Here is a 15,913-nt window from a genome sequence, read left to right as displayed (position 1 = left end):
CGATGGAATCAAAGCAAAATAAAGCTGCCAATATAATTTCTCACGGCGTTGAGGCGTTAATTGAACGCTTAAAGCAAGATGGTGTAAAGGCCGGGAAAGATGAGGCTGCGCGTATCATTCAGCAAGCGCAGGATAAAGCCAATCGTATCCTAAAGGATGCCCAGGCTAAATCAAAAGCGCTGATGGATGACGCCCATCAATCCATTCAGCAGGAAAAGCAGGCGGCAAAGGACGCATTGCAACTCGCTGCACGAAATATGCGGCTTGAGTTGAGGCAAAACCTGATTGATCGTTTTACTCAGGAAGTGAGGCGGCTGGTTGATAAGGAATTGGATAATAATGATATGTTACGGCAATTAATTCTTTTAGTGGCCACTGATTCAGTAGAGCAGCTTCACGCGTATAAAGCAAAAAATATCGCCATTGAATTGCCGGGAAAAGTACTCGATTTTGATGAAATCAGAACAAATCCGGAGTTAATGGCAACTGATCCATTAAAAACCCTGGTGCAAAGCCTGACCCGACAAATGCTCAGAGAGGGCCTGAGTGCACACGTCGGACATCATGATAAAAAAATGGCCGGGATTAAAATTTCCCTTGTTGATGAAGAAATTATTTTGGATTTAACAGAAGAGGCAGTTAGCTGCTTATTGATTAAACATATGCAGCCGCGTTTTCGGGCGCTATTAGAGGGATTATTGCAATGACCTCGCAATACTATACCGTAGTCTGCAGCCTGCCGCGGATGAATACGCAATTCCAGATTCAGGAAACGCCCATTTCAAGGCTGCAACTCGAAAAACGATTGAAGCTGTTACCGGAAGAGCAATACACGCTTGCCTTGACAGTAGAATCCCTGGTATGGACAAGCTGGTTTAAGCCGCAGCAATCAGTGGCAGAGCTGCGGCCTGCGTTTCAACGTGTAATGGATACCCAATCAGTTTTCCTTGGTGATACCCTGTTATGGTTTTTCGATTTACGCAGTATATTAGCGGCATTACGTTTACGAAATGAAAAGAGAGAGTTACCGTTAAACGCTCAGGAATGCTGGATTACACGTTGGAATCATAAGTTACTGGCTAACTGGCATGAGCCTGATTTTGGCTTGCAGGCGATATATCCCTGGCTGCCCAAGGTTGCGCATGATATTGCTCAAAAAGATACAATCGCGGTTGAAGAGTTTTTATTGTCCTATATCTGGCAACACCTGGCGATTGTTGAAAGCGGGCATTATTTCGATTTCGAAGCCATTATTATTTATTTGCTGCGCTGGAATATTATCCATTATTGGTCACAATTTAATAAGGACTATGCTTTGAAGCAGATTAATGAGTTGGCTCAGATAATATTAAACAAACAGCAAAAAATTATCCTGGATGACAAAGGGAGAGTGTCATGAACAATAAACAGTCTCAACAAGTGATCCAGGATGCGATGGTGATTGCAATCCAGGAAGGCATTGTCCATATCCGGCGAACTGGAGCCAAGCCTATCATCAAGAATGAAATTATCTATATCTGTCCTGCTCAAAGCGCAGGCAATGAACGGATCATGGCTGAAATATTACATGTGAGAGGCGATACAGCCATTGCGCAGGTATTTGAAGAAACCAGCGGTATTGCAATAGGGGATCGCGTTGAGCAGTCCGGCGAGCAATTGTCTGTTACTTTGGGTCCAGGTCTATTAGGAATGGTTTATGATGGCCTGCAAAATCCATTAATGAATTTTGCCGGTAAATATGGCTTTTTTTTACCGCGCGGTGTCCGTGAAGAATCAATTGACGCACAAAAAAAATGGGTATTTACCGCAAACGTGTATGCCGGTGATCTGGTCAGTGCCGGCGATGTTCTGGGTGTTGTGCAGGAAGGGCGATTTACCCATAAAATTATGGTGCCGTTTAATCTGGGAAAACATCTCAAAGTAGATTGGATCCAGCAGGGAACTTTCCCGGCAGATACGCCGATAGCGAAATTGATTGACGCAGAAAACAACAGCTATGAAGCGACTATGTTGCAGAAATGGCCAGTACGGCTTTCTATCGCTCAAACTTTAATGAAGAAGAATCTTGCTGATCGCCTGTACCCAAGTGAACCGATGATGACCACATTACGGTTAATCGATACATTCTTTCCTATCGCCCGCGGCGGAACCGCCTGTATCCCGGGGCCATTTGGCGCCGGTAAGACAGTGTTACAGAATTTGATTGCCCGATATTCCGATGTTGATATCGTTATTATTGTGGCATGCGGTGAGCGTGCGGGTGAAGTAGTAGAAACCATTACCGATTTTCCAAAGCTTGTTGACCCCAAAATGGGGGGAACGCTTATGGATAGAACGATCATTGTCTGTAATACCTCGTCAATGCCGGTTGCTGCGCGTGAAGCATCTATTTATACCGGCGTTACTCTCGGTGAGTATTATCGCCAGATGGGATTTAATGTTCTGCTGATTGCCGATTCAACTTCCCGTTGGGCGCAGGCAATGCGGGAAACTTCGGGCCGGATGGAGGAAATACCTGGCGAAGAAGGATTTCCAGCGTATCTGGACAGCAGCATCAGAGGATTATATGAGCGGGGAGGGATTGTGCAATGTCATGACCAGACTTGCGGCAGTCTCACCATCGTTGGAACAGTGTCGCCAGCAGGCGGGAATTTTGAAGAACCGGTTACCCAATCCACTTTAAGTTCAGTTAAAACCTTTCTTGGGTTAAGTTACGATCGGGCTTATAAGCGGTTTTATCCCGCGGTTGACCCTTTAATTTCCTGGTCGCGTTATTTTGAACAACTCAAGCCCTGGTTCACAAGCAATCTTGAATCGACCTGGATAACCAAAGTGACCGATATCACCAGACTGCTGCATCAAGGGCAGGAAATTTTTAATATGATGCAAGTGACGGGTGAAGAAGGCATTACAATGCGTGATTATATCCTCTATCAAAAAGCGCTGATGTTTGATATGACTTATTTGCAACAGGATGCGTATGATCCGGTTGATGTTTCTGTTCCTATGACTCGGCAACAGGAATTCTTTAATTTGCTTTTTGATATTATTGCGAACGAGTATGAGTTTACGGAGAAAGAAGAGGCGCGAAATTTCTTTGTGAAGTTAACGGGTTTATTAAAAAACCTGAACTATTCGCCGTTACATTCGGATAGTTATGCCGGGTATTACGATAATATTGTTAAATTAACAAGACTCAGTGTAAATAAGCAGTTTACCGGATTTTAGCGAGGCCGGGATTATAATGCTTGGAAAATCAAGGATGATGTTATGAAAAAGCTTGTTCGGATACCCTGTTTGATTTTAATCCTGGTGGCAGCATCCTGCAGCCAGGATCAGAAGAATCAGGCTTCAACCCCTGCCAGGCCGGTTAAAGCCATTCAAGTTGGCAATACCGATGCTTTTAGCGGCCGCGCTTTTCCCGGACGGGCAAGAGCGTTTCAACAAGTTAATCTGTCTTTTAATGTGAGCGGCTCGTTGATTGAATTGCCGGTTAAAATTGGCGATATAGTCAAGCAGGACTCCTTAATCGCAAAACTTGATCAAAAAGAGTTTGAAGCAAAATTGCAATCCGCGCAGGCTGAGTTTACTCGTGATGAACAAAATTTTCAGCGGGCGGAATCATTGCTGGGCAAAGGTCATATTTCAAAAGCTGATTACGATCTTTTAAAAGCCAAACTTGCGATGTCAAAGGCGAATAAAGAGCTGGCAGAGAAAGCACTGAAGGACAGTGTGCTCAAGGCGCCTTTTGATGGCAAAATTTCAAACTTATATGTTGAAAATTATCAGACAATAGCCAAGCAACAAAATATCGCCAGATTATTAGATACCTCTCAAATTGAAATGGTGCTGCAAATCCCGGAAGGCGGAATCAGCTATATTAGTTATGCCAAAGATATTGTTGTCCATTTTGATGCATTCCCCAAACATGCTATCTCTGCGCAAATAAAGGAAATCAGTCATGAAGCATCACCGGATACCCGAACTTATCCGGTTACATTAATTATGAAACAGCCGGCAGATATTGAAATTTTACCGGGCATGGCGGGTAAAGCAACAGGCCAAATTGAACAAACGAAAAAGAGCCAAAATCAATTTACTATTCCGGTTTCCGCCGTACTGACGACCGATTCAGAACAAAAGACATTTGTCTGGTTGATTGATTCCAAAACCAAAGAAGTGCACCGGCGGCAAATCCAGATTGGCGAACTCACGCCAACTGGTATTACCGTTATCAGCGGGTTACATAAAGGCGAATGGGTGGTAACGGCTGGCATTCATAGTCTGGTGGAAGGCGAGAAAGTCACTTTTTTAACCGGGCAGGGTAACTAGTTATGGCTCTGGCAGATTACGCGATTGAAAATAAAACAGTCACCTCATTTATTTTACTGTTGTTGATCGTTGCAGGTTCGTTTTGCTTTTTCAAACTAGGGCGTCTGGAAGATCCCGAGTTTACGGTTAAAACGGCAACGATTACTACTCATTACCCCGGAGCCAGTGCCGAACAAGTCGAATTGGAAGTGACCGATCGTCTGGAGAAAAAAATACAGGAAATGTCTGAGGTAAAAGATATCTCCTCCATTTCCAGACCTGGACTCTCCATTATTAAAGTCAATATTAAGAATGAATACTGGTCTGACCGGTTACCTCAAGTCTGGGATATCTTGCGCAAGAAAGTGCACGATGCTGAAGCCAGTTTACCGCCTGGCGCCGATCTTCCTGTGGTGGGTGATGATTATGGTTATGTCTTTGGCTTTCTTCTCGCTATCACCTCGGATGGTTTCAGTTATGCCGAACTTGAAAATTATACCAAGGAAATTCAAAAAGAGCTTAGTATCGTGCCGGGTGTTGCTCGAGTTGACTTATGGGGCGTGCAGCAAAAAAGAATTTATCTGAATATTTCCAATACGCAGTTTTCGCAGCTGGAAGTCAGTATTGCCGATATCGAACGAACGCTGAAACTGCAAAATCAAGTGGTGAATGCCGGGCATGTGAATTACCAATCACAACGGATGCGAATTGCTCCAACCGGTGAGTTTAATAAAGCCGATGCTATTGGCGAGTTGGCAATTATTCCGCAATTACAACTTAATATACCGCAAAAAAGCGAAGAAATTATCCGAATTCGTGATTTTGCTGATGTGAAAGAAGGCTATCTTGATCCGCCTGAGCAATTAATGCGTTATTCCGGATTGCCGGCCATTGGTATTGCATTAGCGCCGCTGCCCGGAGTGAATGCGGTGCAAGTGGGGCAGGAAGTTGATAACCGTCTCGAAGAATTGCAGGCAACGCTACTCCGAGGAATCGAGATTCATAAAATTTCCTGGCAATCGGATATTGTCGCGGAATCCATTGATGCATTTTTGATTAATTTAATTGAAGCAGTCGTGATTGTGCTGGTGGTGCTTGCGTTTACTATGGGAGTAAGAGCTGGCATGATCATTGGCGTTTCCGGGCTTATTCTCGCGATATTAGGTACATTTATTATTATGCAATTGCTGCATATTGATCTGCAGCGTGTTTCTTTAGGCGCTTTAATTATTGCCATGGGGATGATGGTTGATAATGCTATAGTGGTGGTTGATGGTTTCATTAATCGGTTACAGCAAGGCGTTCCACGCGAAAAGGCGGCCGTGGAAGCGGCAAAAATATCAGCATGGCCATTGTTAGGCGCAACTGTGGTTGCAGCCATGGCTTTTTTCCCAATCTTTGCCTCAACGTATGATACGGGTGAGTATGCTGGTAGTTTATTTACTGTCATTGCTGTTTCACTTCTTTTAAGTTGGGTGCTTTCACAGACAGCAACGCCGCTGTTATGTATTTTATTTATGCCCACGCCCAAACAGGTCAGTCAGGATGAAGTCTATACCAGCCGGTTTTACCAACGATATAAGTTTCTGTTAGAAAAGGCCGTGCGTTATCGGATGCTGTTTACACTGGGTATGTGCGGTTTGCTGGTCCTCGCCATTATTGGCTTTCGCTTTGTACCCATTATGTATTTTCCGGATTCATCCCGATTGCAAGTGATGATTGATTATTGGGCGCCGGAAGGAACGCAAATTCAAGTGGTGTCCAAAGACCTTGAAAAGCTTGAGCAAAAATTGCTGCGTGAGCCCGGTGTTGCCAGTGTCAGCGCCTTCATTGGCCAAGGCCCGCCTCGATTTTATCTGCCAGTGGAATCCGAGTTTCCTTATTCTTCGTATGCACAATTGATTGTGAATATGAAAAGTTTACAGGATGTCGATGACTTGGTTGCGAATTTGCCGGCCTGGAATAATGAAAACTATCCTCAATCTATGGTCAGGGTCAGAAAATATGCGGTAGGCGCTTTTAATAACTGGAAAATTGCCGCCCGCTTCAGCGGCCCTGCAAATGCAAGCCCTGCGGTTTTACGTAATCTGGCCGATCAGGCGGTCGCTATCTTGCGGGCAAATCCTCATGCGATTGATATTCGTACTGATTGGCGGGAACCTGTTTTGCAGATTGTTCCGGATTATCAGCAGGAGCGTGCTCGCTGGGCTGGTATTTCACGGCTGGATTTAGCACAAACCTTGCAGCGAGCCAGTGATGGCGTGCCGGTAGGGTTGTACCGTGAGCAAGATAGCCTGATCCCGATTATCTTGCGCCAGCCGATAGAGGAACAGAAAACCGCCGCCGTTGATTTGCCTTTCTTGCAGATTAATTCCCAGTTAAATACTAAAACCGTGCCTGTGTCACAGATAGTCAGCGCTATAGATCTTAAGTGGACAGACCCCATTATCTGGCGCTGGGATCGTAAGCGGGCGATTACCGTGCAGTGCTCCCCTTATCAGGTGACTGCAAATACCTTGCGCGACAGCATTTTGCCGGAATTTGAAAAAATTAAATTACCGCCGGGCTATACCTTGACCTGGGATGGTGAATACAAAAGCAGCAAAGAATCCGCCGATGCGTTAAAACCCGGTCTGTTTCCGGCAGTGATTATTATGCTGCTGATAATTGTGATGCTGTTTAACGCCTATCGACCGCCCTTGATCATAGTTGCGGTGATCCCTTTTGCCATGATTGGCATCACTTTTGGTTTGCTCATTACCGGCGTACCTTTTGGCTTTATTGCCTTGCTCGGCGCAATGAGCTTGTCCGGGATGATGATTAAAAACTCAGTGGTTTTGCTCGACCAGGTGAATTTGAATCTCGCCAACGGGATGAAACCCTATGATGCCGTTATTTCAGCCGGTTTAAGCCGATTATCGCCGGTAGTGAACGCCGCGGTAACAACGATATTAGGTGTTATTCCATTGTTGCAAGATGTCTTTTGGGTTTCGCTGGCTGTCACTATTATGTTTGGTTTGACAGTAGGAACAATTCTGACGATGTTTCTAGTGCCAGCCTTTTATTGCATTTTATACCGTATTAAATAAGCAATCTTTTAATCAATAATATGATAACCGCTATCAATATAAATGGTATCGCCGGTAATATTTTTGGCATATGGACTAGCAAGAAAAGCCACCATTGCCCCCACGTCGCCAATATCAACCAATGATCTCAACGGCGATTTTTCTTTGGCCAGCCGGATTAAGTCATCAAATTTATCAAGACCCGATGCAGCACGTGTTTTTAATGGTCCGGGAGAAAGGGCAATTACCCGAATTTGCTGCGGCCCTAATTCCATTGCCATATAGCGTACAGAAGCTTCTAAAGCGGCCTTAACCGGACCCATAAGATTATAGTTTTCAACGACCTTTTCAGCGCCATAAAATGACATCGCAAATAAAGATCCGCCCTGTTTCATTAACGGTTTTGCCAGGTTAGCCATCCGGATAAATGAATAGCAGGAAATATCCATTGCCAGAAGAAATCCTTCTTTAGAACATTCATAGACTGGTTTTTGCAAATCCTGTTTCGGAGCATAAGCAATCGAATGGATAACGATATCAATGTGTCCCCATTGCTTTTCGATCCGGGCAAATAAATTCTCCAAATCATGTTCTTGGGTGACATCGCACTGACAATAAATCGCTGGTTTGAAGTCGGCGGCAATTTTGTCGACATATGGCCTGGCTTTCTCATTTAAATACGTGATGGCCAGATCAGCGCCAGCCTTTTTTAGTGCCTGAGCGCAACCAAACGCAATAGAGCTGTCATTGGCAATGCCAATCACCAACGCTTTTTTCCCTGCGAGTAACGTATTGTCCATGGTTATAATCCTTGAATAAGATGACGGCAATGACTGGCAATAATCCATTCCTCATCAGTGGGCATGGCATAAATATCGACCATACTTTCGGTTGAGTTAATCATTAATTGATTGGCCTGGTTTAAATCCGCATCGATTTTTATTCCCAGCCAGTCATTATTCTGACAGACCGCCTGACGGATTTGCCAGGCATTTTCTCCAATACCGCCCGTGAAAACCAATACATCCAGCCCTCCAAGCACCGCAGTCAGCGCACCAAGCTCTCTTCGGATCCGATAGACAAATAAATCAATCGCCTCTTTGGCATGGGGTTTATTATCTGCAAGCAATTCCTGCATGTTATAGGTAACGCCGGAAACGCCCAATAAGCCTGATTCTTTATACAGTAAACTCTGGATTTTTTCAGGCGGCATTTTTTCAGATTGTAAAAGATAAAGAATAACGCCCGGATCCAGATTGCCGCAGCGAGTGCCCATAACCAGTCCATCTAAAGCGGTGAATCCCATAGTACTATCCACCGCTTTCCCTTGGCTGACGGCACACATGCTGGCGCCATTACCCAAGTGCGCGATAATGACGCGATCTAAATGTTTTTGCGGATTAATGGTATGCAATTGATGCATGATAAATTCATAGGACAGCCCATGGAAACCATAACGTTTTACCCCCGCGTCAAAATATCTTCTGGGAAGACCGAATAAATCCGCTAGCGCAGGATGGGTGGTATGAAATGAGGTATCAAAGCATGCGATTTGCAGCAATTCAGGATAGAGTTTGCTGACACATTCAACCGCCTCGAGGTTGTATGGTTGATGCAGTGGAGCGAAAGGTATCAGTTTTTTTAATTTGTTAATTATTTCGTCGGAAATTAAAACAGGCGCATCAAACTCCCGTCCGCCATGCACAATCCGATGGCCTATAGCAATAATTTTGAATCCAAACGGATTGGTTTTCAGCGTTGAAAATAATAATTCATAAAAGTAGTGATAATCCCGCTCTTTGGCGAAACGCTCTTTTTTTATCAATTGGTGCGTTTGATCAAATAATTTAAGCACCGGTTCTTCACGGAGATTTTCAACCGCGCCATAAAATAATTTAGGTAAAGAAGGACTTAATCCATAAATAGCGAATTTAATGCTTGAAGAGCCGGAATTGAGTACAACAATATGATGCTTGTCCATAATGTTTATCCTGCTCCACAATGTGTGTTATCCCCGCGAAGGCGGGGATCCATTCATCAGAATCCTTACTTAATAGCAATGGACCGTAGCCTGGGTTTCACTACGTTTCACCACGGCTACAAGATAAACATCCTGGAATTATTTCTTCACACAAGCCTCAGAATGCTCACAGCAACTACCTATCCGGTAAACCCAACCGGCAAGCAATGCGCCTGCAATCGGAGCCAACCAGAACATCCATAATTGTGCCACAGCCCAGTCACCAACCATTAAAGCCGGGCCCGTGCTTCGTGCCGGATTTACCGAAGTGTTAGTGATAGGAATACTGATTAAATGGATTAAAGTCAGTGCCAAACCAATCGCTAATGGCGCAAAACCGGCAGAAGCGCGTTCGCTGGTTGTGCCTAAAATAATCATTAAGAACATGAACGTCATGAGTATTTCGGCAACTAAACAGCTTATCATTGAATATTTACCGGGAGAATGTTCGCCATAACCATTTGCTGCAAATCCGTCAGCCACACTAAAACCCGCTTTGCCGCTGGCGATAAAATACAATAACATCGCTGCAGCAATGCCGGCGATGACTTGAACTATAATATAGGGAATCAGATCTTTCGCGCCAAATCGGCCAGCAGCAAAAAGCCCCACGGATACCGCTGGATTGAAATGGCCGCCAGATTGATAACCGTAAGCATAAATCATTGTTACAAGCGTTAAACCGAATGCAAGCGCAACACCTAAAATACCAATCCCGGTATTAGGAAAAGTAGCTGTTAACACAGCGCTGCCGCACCCACCGAAGACTAACCAGAAAGTTCCTAAAAACTCTGCACTTAAGCGTTTCATCATTGTCATAAATAGTCCATTATTTACGTTAGTAAGCCATAGATTGTTAGCATGAATTAAAAAGGGTTGTCAATGGGGTGAAGCAATGGCCTTGTGAAACAGGATGAGTTGCTTCAAGGCATAGCATGCCGCCCGATGTTGCATTTGTTTTCTTGAACCTTTAAACAGCCGGGTTTCCTTCCGAATAATAATTTTTTTGCCTTGCTGATAACCCCAGGCAAAACACACTGTCCCTGGTTCAATCCCGTCCATTGGTTCAGAGCCCGTGATGCCTGTGGTTGCGATCGCCAGATTAGCCTGGCTCCTCGATAAGGCGCCCATGGCCATTTCATGCGCTACTTCTTCACTGGTCAGGGTGAAGCAATCTATTGTTTCCTGTTTGACTTTTAAAACCCTTTTTTTGGATTCACAGGAATAAACAACATACCCTAAGTCCAGGCATTGGCCGCAGCCATCATATTTTCCCAATAAAGCCAGAATTTGACCCGCAGTACACGACTCGGCAGTAACCAGGGTCAATTGGTTTTCGGTTAAATATTTAATTACGGATTCGGCTAGTTTCATAGTTCTTCTTACAAAAAATGTATAATTGACACCTTTATAAAAAGAATTTTAATATAAAAAAGAGATTGGCGGAAATCATAGGGATAAACAGGCAAAAATCTAATGAAGAAAAAGGGATCGATAAAAAATTTTTTCGCAAAACTGGGGCCCGGATTAATTACCGGCGCCAGTGATGATGACCCTTCAGGAATCGCGACTTATTCGCAAGCAGGCGCTCAATTTGGCTTAGGACTGTTATGGACGGCGTTTCTTACCTTTCCATTAATGCTCGCCGTTCAGGAGATGTGCGCGAGAATAGGCCTGGCTAGTTCCCAAGGCTTAATAAGCAATATTAAACGCCATTATTCGCCCTTTATTATATATACCATTCTTTTGCTAATGGTTCCGACCATAGTGTTTAACATCAGTGCTGATATTGCCAGTATGGGGGCGGTAATCCATCTTCTTGTTCCTGCAATCCCTATCTTTATTGCCTCTCTGGTCATGTGTATATTTATGTTGTTTTACATCATTGTACTCTCGTATAGGCAAATGGTGTCGTTTCTAAAATATTTATGCTTGTCGTTACTACTCTATTTAATTATTCCCTTCCTTTGTAAACAGGATCTGCCGGCTATTTTAAAATCGTCTTTTACTCCCGGATTTATTTTTACCTATGAATATGTTGGAATGTTCATTGCCATTTTGGGCACGACGATATCCCCATATCTTTTCTTTTGGCAAACCACAATGGCAGTAGAGGACGCGAAGCATAAAAAAACAAAATTAACCGGCAAACATTTTACCAAAATGGTACAAGATGTTGCTGTTGGTATGTTTAGTTCAAATCTGGTGATGTATTTTATTATTTTAACCACGGGAACCGTGTTGTATAAAAATGGCATTCATCAAATTCTGACCGTAGAAGATGCGGCAAAAGCGCTGGAGCCGCTTGCAGGTGAATTTGCTTTTCTTCTATTCTCATTAGGAATTTTGGGAACCGGATTTTTAGCGATACCTGTTTTAGCAGGCTGTCTTTCGTATATGGTTTGTAGCACCTTCGACTGCAGCGAGGGTTTGGACAAGAAGTTAAAACACGCAAAGTTATTTTATTTCCTGATTGGCCTTTCCATTTTACTGGCTTTGCTTTTGAATTTAATTGGTTTGAATCCTATCAAGGCGCTTATTATTTCAGCGATTGCAAATGGTCTCGCGTCACCACCCTTATTGCTGATTATCCTGTGGATGGCCAACGATAAAAAAATTATGGGAAAAAAGACCAATGGTATTTTATCTAATAGCCTGGGCGTCCTGACTTGGATCTTGATGACCGGAGCCAGTATCCTGTTCTTTTATTTCCAGTTGGTCAAATAGACAGACGGCCCGCATGGCAATTCTTAAATTTTTTCATACTACCGCAAGGGCAGGGCATATTACGGGCAATTTTCATTGACGGCTCCTGAACATGCGCTCCGCCAACATAATACCAGCGACCGTTAATACCTTGAAAATCACTGACTTCATGAATGCTTTTAACCGTATCGTTCTCCAGATAACGGGCAATAAACTCCACCCGGCCTGTTGTGTCATTATCCTGATAAGCCTGAACCACCTCTAACCCAAGCCAGACTACCGAACTTGCCCAACGCGCGGCCTCAACATCATTAAAGCCCTGCAGCGGCTTACCGGACATGGTTTGCTTAATATATTCAATATTCGCCATCGAATAAGCGCTATAACGCGAACGCATCAGTGCTTCCGGCGTTGGGGCAATACCCTGCTGCCTGTGATACAGGCCACAACAAGCGAGATAATCCAAAGTTGAATTACACGGACACACAGTCATAAAGTGACTCCAGGCAAATTTCCGTAATAGTAGCGCTTTTAAACAAAAGCGTAAACGCTAATCAGCGTAGGTTGGGGCTGTAAAGCCCAACACCCGGTTTCCCCCATGACATGCTCAGGCAAACCTTGATTACGCTGCGCTGCATCAAGGCTACGATTGTTTTCTTTGAAAAGGTGTGCGCAACAATGGATTGCATAAATCACATTTTTATAATAAGAATGCATTTTTTCTTTACAATTAGAATATGACTATCAAAAAACAATTACAGCAATTATTGCAGAACTATCAGCAGGAACCGGCTGTTTATTCTCCAAAACTTGAAAAAAGAATAATAGATATGATGCAGGAAGAGGCCAAATATATCAGTATCTGTTTAACTGACTTCATAAACGCTTTAAAGGAGGATCCTCCTGATATACTATATGAGATCATTGAGGCGCTTATTCGAAATCGAGGAAATAAGTTGCTGATTAGCAATCTTTGCTACACTCGTCAGCCATTTTTGCCCATTAATCAGCTATGTCTTAAAATTGCCGAAGTAATTGCCCACCCTGGGCAACCGGTATGCCAGATGATAATGCCGGGGGTAACAATGCGTACTCGAGGTTCTTTATCCCTCAAGGAAGCAACTGAGAAAGATGGCCATTTTGCGCCGGAGAAATTTAGATTAAGTAAGGATAAAAATTTAACTCTCAATCCCGAGAGTGAACCTGAGCTAGATGGTGATGATAGTGGATTACTTGGAGTGCTGCTGAGCTATAAAGGGGGGCCTTATCCATTCTATGATTCCCTGTTCTGCTATATTCATAGTTTTAATGACCTTGCTCTGTTCTTATTCGATCCTGACGTTTTTGAACGTGCATTTAATCGTGTTTCACCTCGATTAAGAGAATTAGTTAATGTGGCAGGAATCGATAAGTTATTATCGAAATGCTCGAGCGAAAAACAACAAGCAATTATTGATGCAAAATTTGATGAGATTTTCAGCACTTATGATACTGTTGAAAAATTCTCAGTATTATTGGCCGTACTTGATCCCGCGGTAGGAGAAAAATTTACCAAAAAATATGCCTCCTGGTTGGTTCATCCTGTTAGCGAATGTCTAAAGTCTTATGGTGAATGGAAAAAAATGGCGCAAATTCAACAAGTATTAGTGGCGCCTTTGTCCTGGTATTTCACTGAAAATACATCGCTGCAAAGATCAACCATGATACCCGAACTGCTGAAGCAGACTTCGCCTGAGGTCTTAAATCATTTTCTGGCAAAATTTGGTCCGCTTATAACTGAAAAAGAATTATTTAAACAATGCCTGCAACTTATTCAGCCACCGCTGTATGAACATTTTTTTGCAGCAGTTCCCTTTGCGTCATTTATTACTTCCGTTTCTAAGCTTCAGGAAATTTTAGACTTGTTCAACACTGACAAGCTTCGCAGAAGTATTTATACCCGATTCGAACATCATCAATTAAAATGTACTGAGCACGAGTTTGCTGCTGTAAAAGAGGATCGGTTTGAGGTGAAAGCTTTTAAAGAATGGTTGGAAAGTTCTGGCTACGAAGATACGCTGGATCAATTAAACCTTTATTCTGAACATTTAGCAAAACAGGAAGAGGAAGCTTATTCTCAGCTTTTTTTTATAAATATACCCAGGATATCTGCAATAGAAAAAAGAAAAAGATTATGCAGTGGGTTAATCAATAAACTCAAAAACAGCTATAGCCCGAGTGAACGCTTAGAGGCACTGATGGACGCAAAAAAACAATTAGAGCTTATTGCCGTGACGAAAGAGCCATTATTAGCGATTATTGCAGAGGTTTTCGATTTCTTGACCGTGCAAAGGAAAAGCTATTATTTCCTCAACCTGGTTCACACTGCCTTTAAGGGCAATGAACCTGCGCCCGATCACAATCGGCTGCACTTCCAGTTATAAAAATATATCCTTAATTACCCACATTTTTATCAATTAAATGCTAAAATAATAATGTCGCCTTTCATCAGTTGTATATGGGGTTTTTTGCTTTAAAACGGAGGATATATTAATGAGGTTTTGGTTGGCAAGTTTGCTTTATAATTTTGCGAAAAAACAGAACTTTACTAACTTTAATCAGCTATCAAAAACGGCATCAGGTGAAAAATACTCGCCAATTGAGCAAATATTCAAAATGTTATTTTCTTTTGTCCAATTAGGCGGTAGCTCTTTAATTTTTTCTACGTTGTTAAAATCGCGATTTCTCAAAAGAGCTTTTTTCCCTCTAGTGGTAATGTATTACCTTTCAAATTGGATAATTCAGCGCCGGCGACAGGAAAATCCTGCCACAACCAACAAAAGCGATCCAACCTAAATATCCGGCTCAGCAGGCCAGGAAAGGACAATCGCTTTTACAATCCTGGCGTGATTATGCTGCGTATCTTTTGCGCCGTAAAATAAGGTCACTGGTGAATGTAGCGCAGCATCCCGGATTTGTTCAATTAAATCACCCTTATCCCGTAATTCAACCAGATATTTTTTTACAAACTCCTCCCATCGTACGCCCGGATCACCATGAAACCACTTCCTTAACGCTGTACTCGGTGCAATTTCCTTCAACCATAAATCTAATGCAACCGATTCTTTTTTAATCCCGCGCGGCCATAACCTGTCCACTAAAATCCATACCCCCTGTTTTCGCGGTGGTGGCGTATAAATACGGCATATTTTAATCGCATCATCAATATCATGAGTCATATCGCCTCGCTGCTGTTTTCTTGTTGGTTATTCAGTTTATAATAGCGTTTTTATTAATAAATGGGTGAACTATGCCTTCTTTTGATATTGTTTCCGAAATTAATGAAGTTGAGTTAAAAAACGCTGTTGATAACGCCGCCCGTGAAATGGGAACCCGGTTTGATTTTCGTGGTGTTGAATCCAGTATTGAACTGAAAGAGCTGGTCGTTACCCTAAAATCAGAATCAGATTTCCAGGTCAGACAACTTGAAGATCTGGTCCGCACTCATTTAAGCAAACGCAATGTCAGTGCAGCAGGCATTGAAATCGAAGATGAGCCGGTTCATAGCGGCAAGACGTACAGCTTAACCATGACTTTCAAACAAGGCATCGATCAGCCCAAAGCCAAGGACATTGTAAAATTGCTTAAAGACAGCAAAATGAAAGTACAGGCGTCTATTCAAGGGGATAAAGTCCGGGTTACCGGCAAAAAACGCGATGATTTGCAGGAAGCGATTGCTTTACTGAAGAAATCAGAGCTTGATATTCCACTGCAATACGAGAATTTCCGCGATTAATCTTGTTTACCCTCTCCCTGGCCCTCTCCCGAT

Annotated in this window: 14 protein-coding genes; 8 read left to right on the top strand and 6 right to left on the bottom strand. The window is 43.1% G+C overall.

Going from position 1 to position 15,913, the window contains the following annotated elements; translation table 11 throughout:
* Positions 1–2: 2 nt before the first annotated feature.
* Genes ACFORL_RS08555 through ACFORL_RS08535 form a run of 5 tightly spaced genes read left to right on the top strand, consistent with a single transcriptional unit; the run spans position 3 to position 7,400 of the window.
* Positions 3–707 (top strand): hypothetical protein, encoded by a 705-nt coding sequence (locus ACFORL_RS08555; RefSeq protein ID WP_382343048.1) that lies wholly within the window; start codon positions 3–5, stop codon positions 705–707.
* A complete protein-coding gene (locus ACFORL_RS08550) occupies positions 704–1,399 on the top strand; it encodes a DUF2764 family protein (protein ID WP_382343046.1) in 696 nt (231 codons plus the stop codon). Before ACFORL_RS08555 ends, ACFORL_RS08550 begins: the two co-directional genes overlap by 4 nt.
* The gene (locus ACFORL_RS08545; RefSeq protein WP_382343044.1) at positions 1,396–3,228 is read left to right on the top strand and encodes a V-type ATP synthase subunit A; all 1,833 of its coding nucleotides are present in this window, start codon (positions 1,396–1,398) and stop codon (positions 3,226–3,228) included. Before ACFORL_RS08550 ends, ACFORL_RS08545 begins: the two co-directional genes overlap by 4 nt.
* Before the next feature lie 42 nt (positions 3,229–3,270).
* Complete coding sequence (locus tag ACFORL_RS08540; protein ID WP_382343042.1) at positions 3,271–4,332, top strand: efflux RND transporter periplasmic adaptor subunit; 1,062 nt, start codon at positions 3,271–3,273, stop codon at positions 4,330–4,332.
* Between the two features lie 2 nt (positions 4,333–4,334).
* Positions 4,335–7,400: an efflux RND transporter permease subunit gene (locus ACFORL_RS08535; protein WP_382343040.1), complete on the top strand. Its 3,066-nt coding sequence runs from the start codon at positions 4,335–4,337 to the stop codon at positions 7,398–7,400.
* 8 nt (positions 7,401–7,408) lie between these two features.
* Here the strand turns inward: ACFORL_RS08535 and fabI are convergent, their stop codons facing one another.
* The 4 genes from fabI to ACFORL_RS08515 all read right to left on the bottom strand — a co-directional run bounded on the left by fabI (position 7,409) and on the right by ACFORL_RS08515 (position 10,773).
* Positions 7,409–8,179, bottom strand: a complete 771-nt coding sequence (gene fabI / locus ACFORL_RS08530) for an enoyl-ACP reductase FabI (RefSeq protein WP_382343038.1) — start codon at positions 8,177–8,179, stop codon at positions 7,409–7,411.
* A gap of 2 nt (positions 8,180–8,181) precedes the next feature.
* Positions 8,182–9,360, bottom strand: a complete 1,179-nt coding sequence (locus ACFORL_RS08525; RefSeq protein ID WP_382343037.1) for an acetate/propionate family kinase — start codon at positions 9,358–9,360, stop codon at positions 8,182–8,184.
* Between the two features lie 138 nt (positions 9,361–9,498).
* Positions 9,499–10,218 (bottom strand): aquaporin Z, encoded by a 720-nt coding sequence (gene aqpZ / locus ACFORL_RS08520; RefSeq protein WP_382343036.1) that lies wholly within the window; start codon positions 10,216–10,218, stop codon positions 9,499–9,501.
* A gap of 60 nt (positions 10,219–10,278) precedes the next feature.
* Positions 10,279–10,773 carry a CinA family protein gene (locus ACFORL_RS08515; protein ID WP_382343034.1) on the bottom strand — a complete coding sequence of 165 codons (495 nt, stop codon included), beginning with the start codon at positions 10,771–10,773 and terminating at the stop codon, positions 10,279–10,281.
* A 102-nt stretch (positions 10,774–10,875) separates the two neighbouring features.
* On the opposite strand from ACFORL_RS08515, the gene ACFORL_RS08510 reads away from it, so the two are divergent.
* Positions 10,876–12,126 (top strand): NRAMP family divalent metal transporter, encoded by a 1,251-nt coding sequence (locus ACFORL_RS08510; protein ID WP_382343032.1) that lies wholly within the window; start codon positions 10,876–10,878, stop codon positions 12,124–12,126.
* On the opposite strand, the gene ACFORL_RS08505 is transcribed toward ACFORL_RS08510, so the two are convergent.
* Positions 12,119–12,598 (bottom strand): YchJ family protein, encoded by a 480-nt coding sequence (locus ACFORL_RS08505; RefSeq protein WP_382343031.1) that lies wholly within the window; start codon positions 12,596–12,598, stop codon positions 12,119–12,121. The genes ACFORL_RS08510 and ACFORL_RS08505 overlap by 8 nt on opposite strands.
* 244 nt (positions 12,599–12,842) lie before the next feature.
* Here ACFORL_RS08505 and ACFORL_RS08500 point away from each other — a divergent pair, with 244 nt between their 5' ends.
* Positions 12,843–14,528 carry a hypothetical protein gene (locus ACFORL_RS08500; protein ID WP_382343029.1) on the top strand — a complete coding sequence of 562 codons (1,686 nt, stop codon included), beginning with the start codon at positions 12,843–12,845 and terminating at the stop codon, positions 14,526–14,528.
* Between the two features lie 408 nt (positions 14,529–14,936).
* Here ACFORL_RS08500 and ACFORL_RS08495 read toward each other — a convergent pair whose 3' ends face one another.
* Positions 14,937–15,323, bottom strand: coding sequence for a DUF488 domain-containing protein (locus tag ACFORL_RS08495; RefSeq protein ID WP_382343027.1), 387 nt, complete (start codon positions 15,321–15,323; stop codon positions 14,937–14,939).
* Positions 15,324–15,394: 71 nt separating this feature from the next.
* Between ACFORL_RS08495 and ACFORL_RS08490 the strand changes: the two genes are divergently transcribed.
* A complete protein-coding gene (locus ACFORL_RS08490) occupies positions 15,395–15,880 on the top strand; it encodes a YajQ family cyclic di-GMP-binding protein (protein WP_382343025.1) in 486 nt (161 codons plus the stop codon).
* Positions 15,881–15,913 lie beyond the last annotated feature (33 nt).

It is taken from the genome of Legionella dresdenensis (assembly GCF_042649825.1).
Lineage (GTDB): Bacteria > Pseudomonadota > Gammaproteobacteria > Legionellales > Legionellaceae > Legionella_C > Legionella_C dresdenensis.
Note: the sequence above shows the minus strand (reverse complement) of the source record. Positions and strands in the feature narration are given on the sequence as shown.

Bases quoted from the DNA above. Each gene is read 5' to 3' on its own strand.
- ACFORL_RS08505 (WP_382343031.1), bottom strand. From the start codon at position 12,598: ATGACTGTGTGTCCGTGTAATTCAACTTTGGATTATCTCGCTTGTTGT.
- ACFORL_RS08495 (WP_382343027.1), bottom strand. From the start codon at position 15,323: ATGACTCATGATATTGATGATGCGATTAAAATATGCCGTATTTATACG.
- ACFORL_RS08525 (WP_382343037.1), bottom strand. From the start codon at position 9,360: ATGGACAAGCATCATATTGTTGTACTCAATTCCGGCTCTTCAAGCATT.
- ACFORL_RS08535 (WP_382343040.1), top strand. From the start codon at position 4,335: ATGGCTCTGGCAGATTACGCGATTGAAAATAAAACAGTCACCTCATTT.
- ACFORL_RS08545 (WP_382343044.1), top strand. From the start codon at position 1,396: ATGAACAATAAACAGTCTCAACAAGTGATCCAGGATGCGATGGTGATT.
- aqpZ (WP_382343036.1), bottom strand. From the start codon at position 10,218: ATGACAATGATGAAACGCTTAAGTGCAGAGTTTTTAGGAACTTTCTGG.
- ACFORL_RS08500 (WP_382343029.1), top strand. From the start codon at position 12,843: ATGACTATCAAAAAACAATTACAGCAATTATTGCAGAACTATCAGCAG.
- ACFORL_RS08555 (WP_382343048.1), top strand. From the start codon at position 3: ATGGAATCAAAGCAAAATAAAGCTGCCAATATAATTTCTCACGGCGTT.
- fabI (WP_382343038.1), bottom strand. From the start codon at position 8,179: ATGGACAATACGTTACTCGCAGGGAAAAAAGCGTTGGTGATTGGCATT.
- ACFORL_RS08550 (WP_382343046.1), top strand. From the start codon at position 704: ATGACCTCGCAATACTATACCGTAGTCTGCAGCCTGCCGCGGATGAAT.
- ACFORL_RS08490 (WP_382343025.1), top strand. From the start codon at position 15,395: ATGCCTTCTTTTGATATTGTTTCCGAAATTAATGAAGTTGAGTTAAAA.
- ACFORL_RS08510 (WP_382343032.1), top strand. From the start codon at position 10,876: ATGAAGAAAAAGGGATCGATAAAAAATTTTTTCGCAAAACTGGGGCCC.
- ACFORL_RS08540 (WP_382343042.1), top strand. From the start codon at position 3,271: ATGAAAAAGCTTGTTCGGATACCCTGTTTGATTTTAATCCTGGTGGCA.
- ACFORL_RS08515 (WP_382343034.1), bottom strand. From the start codon at position 10,773: ATGAAACTAGCCGAATCCGTAATTAAATATTTAACCGAAAACCAATTG.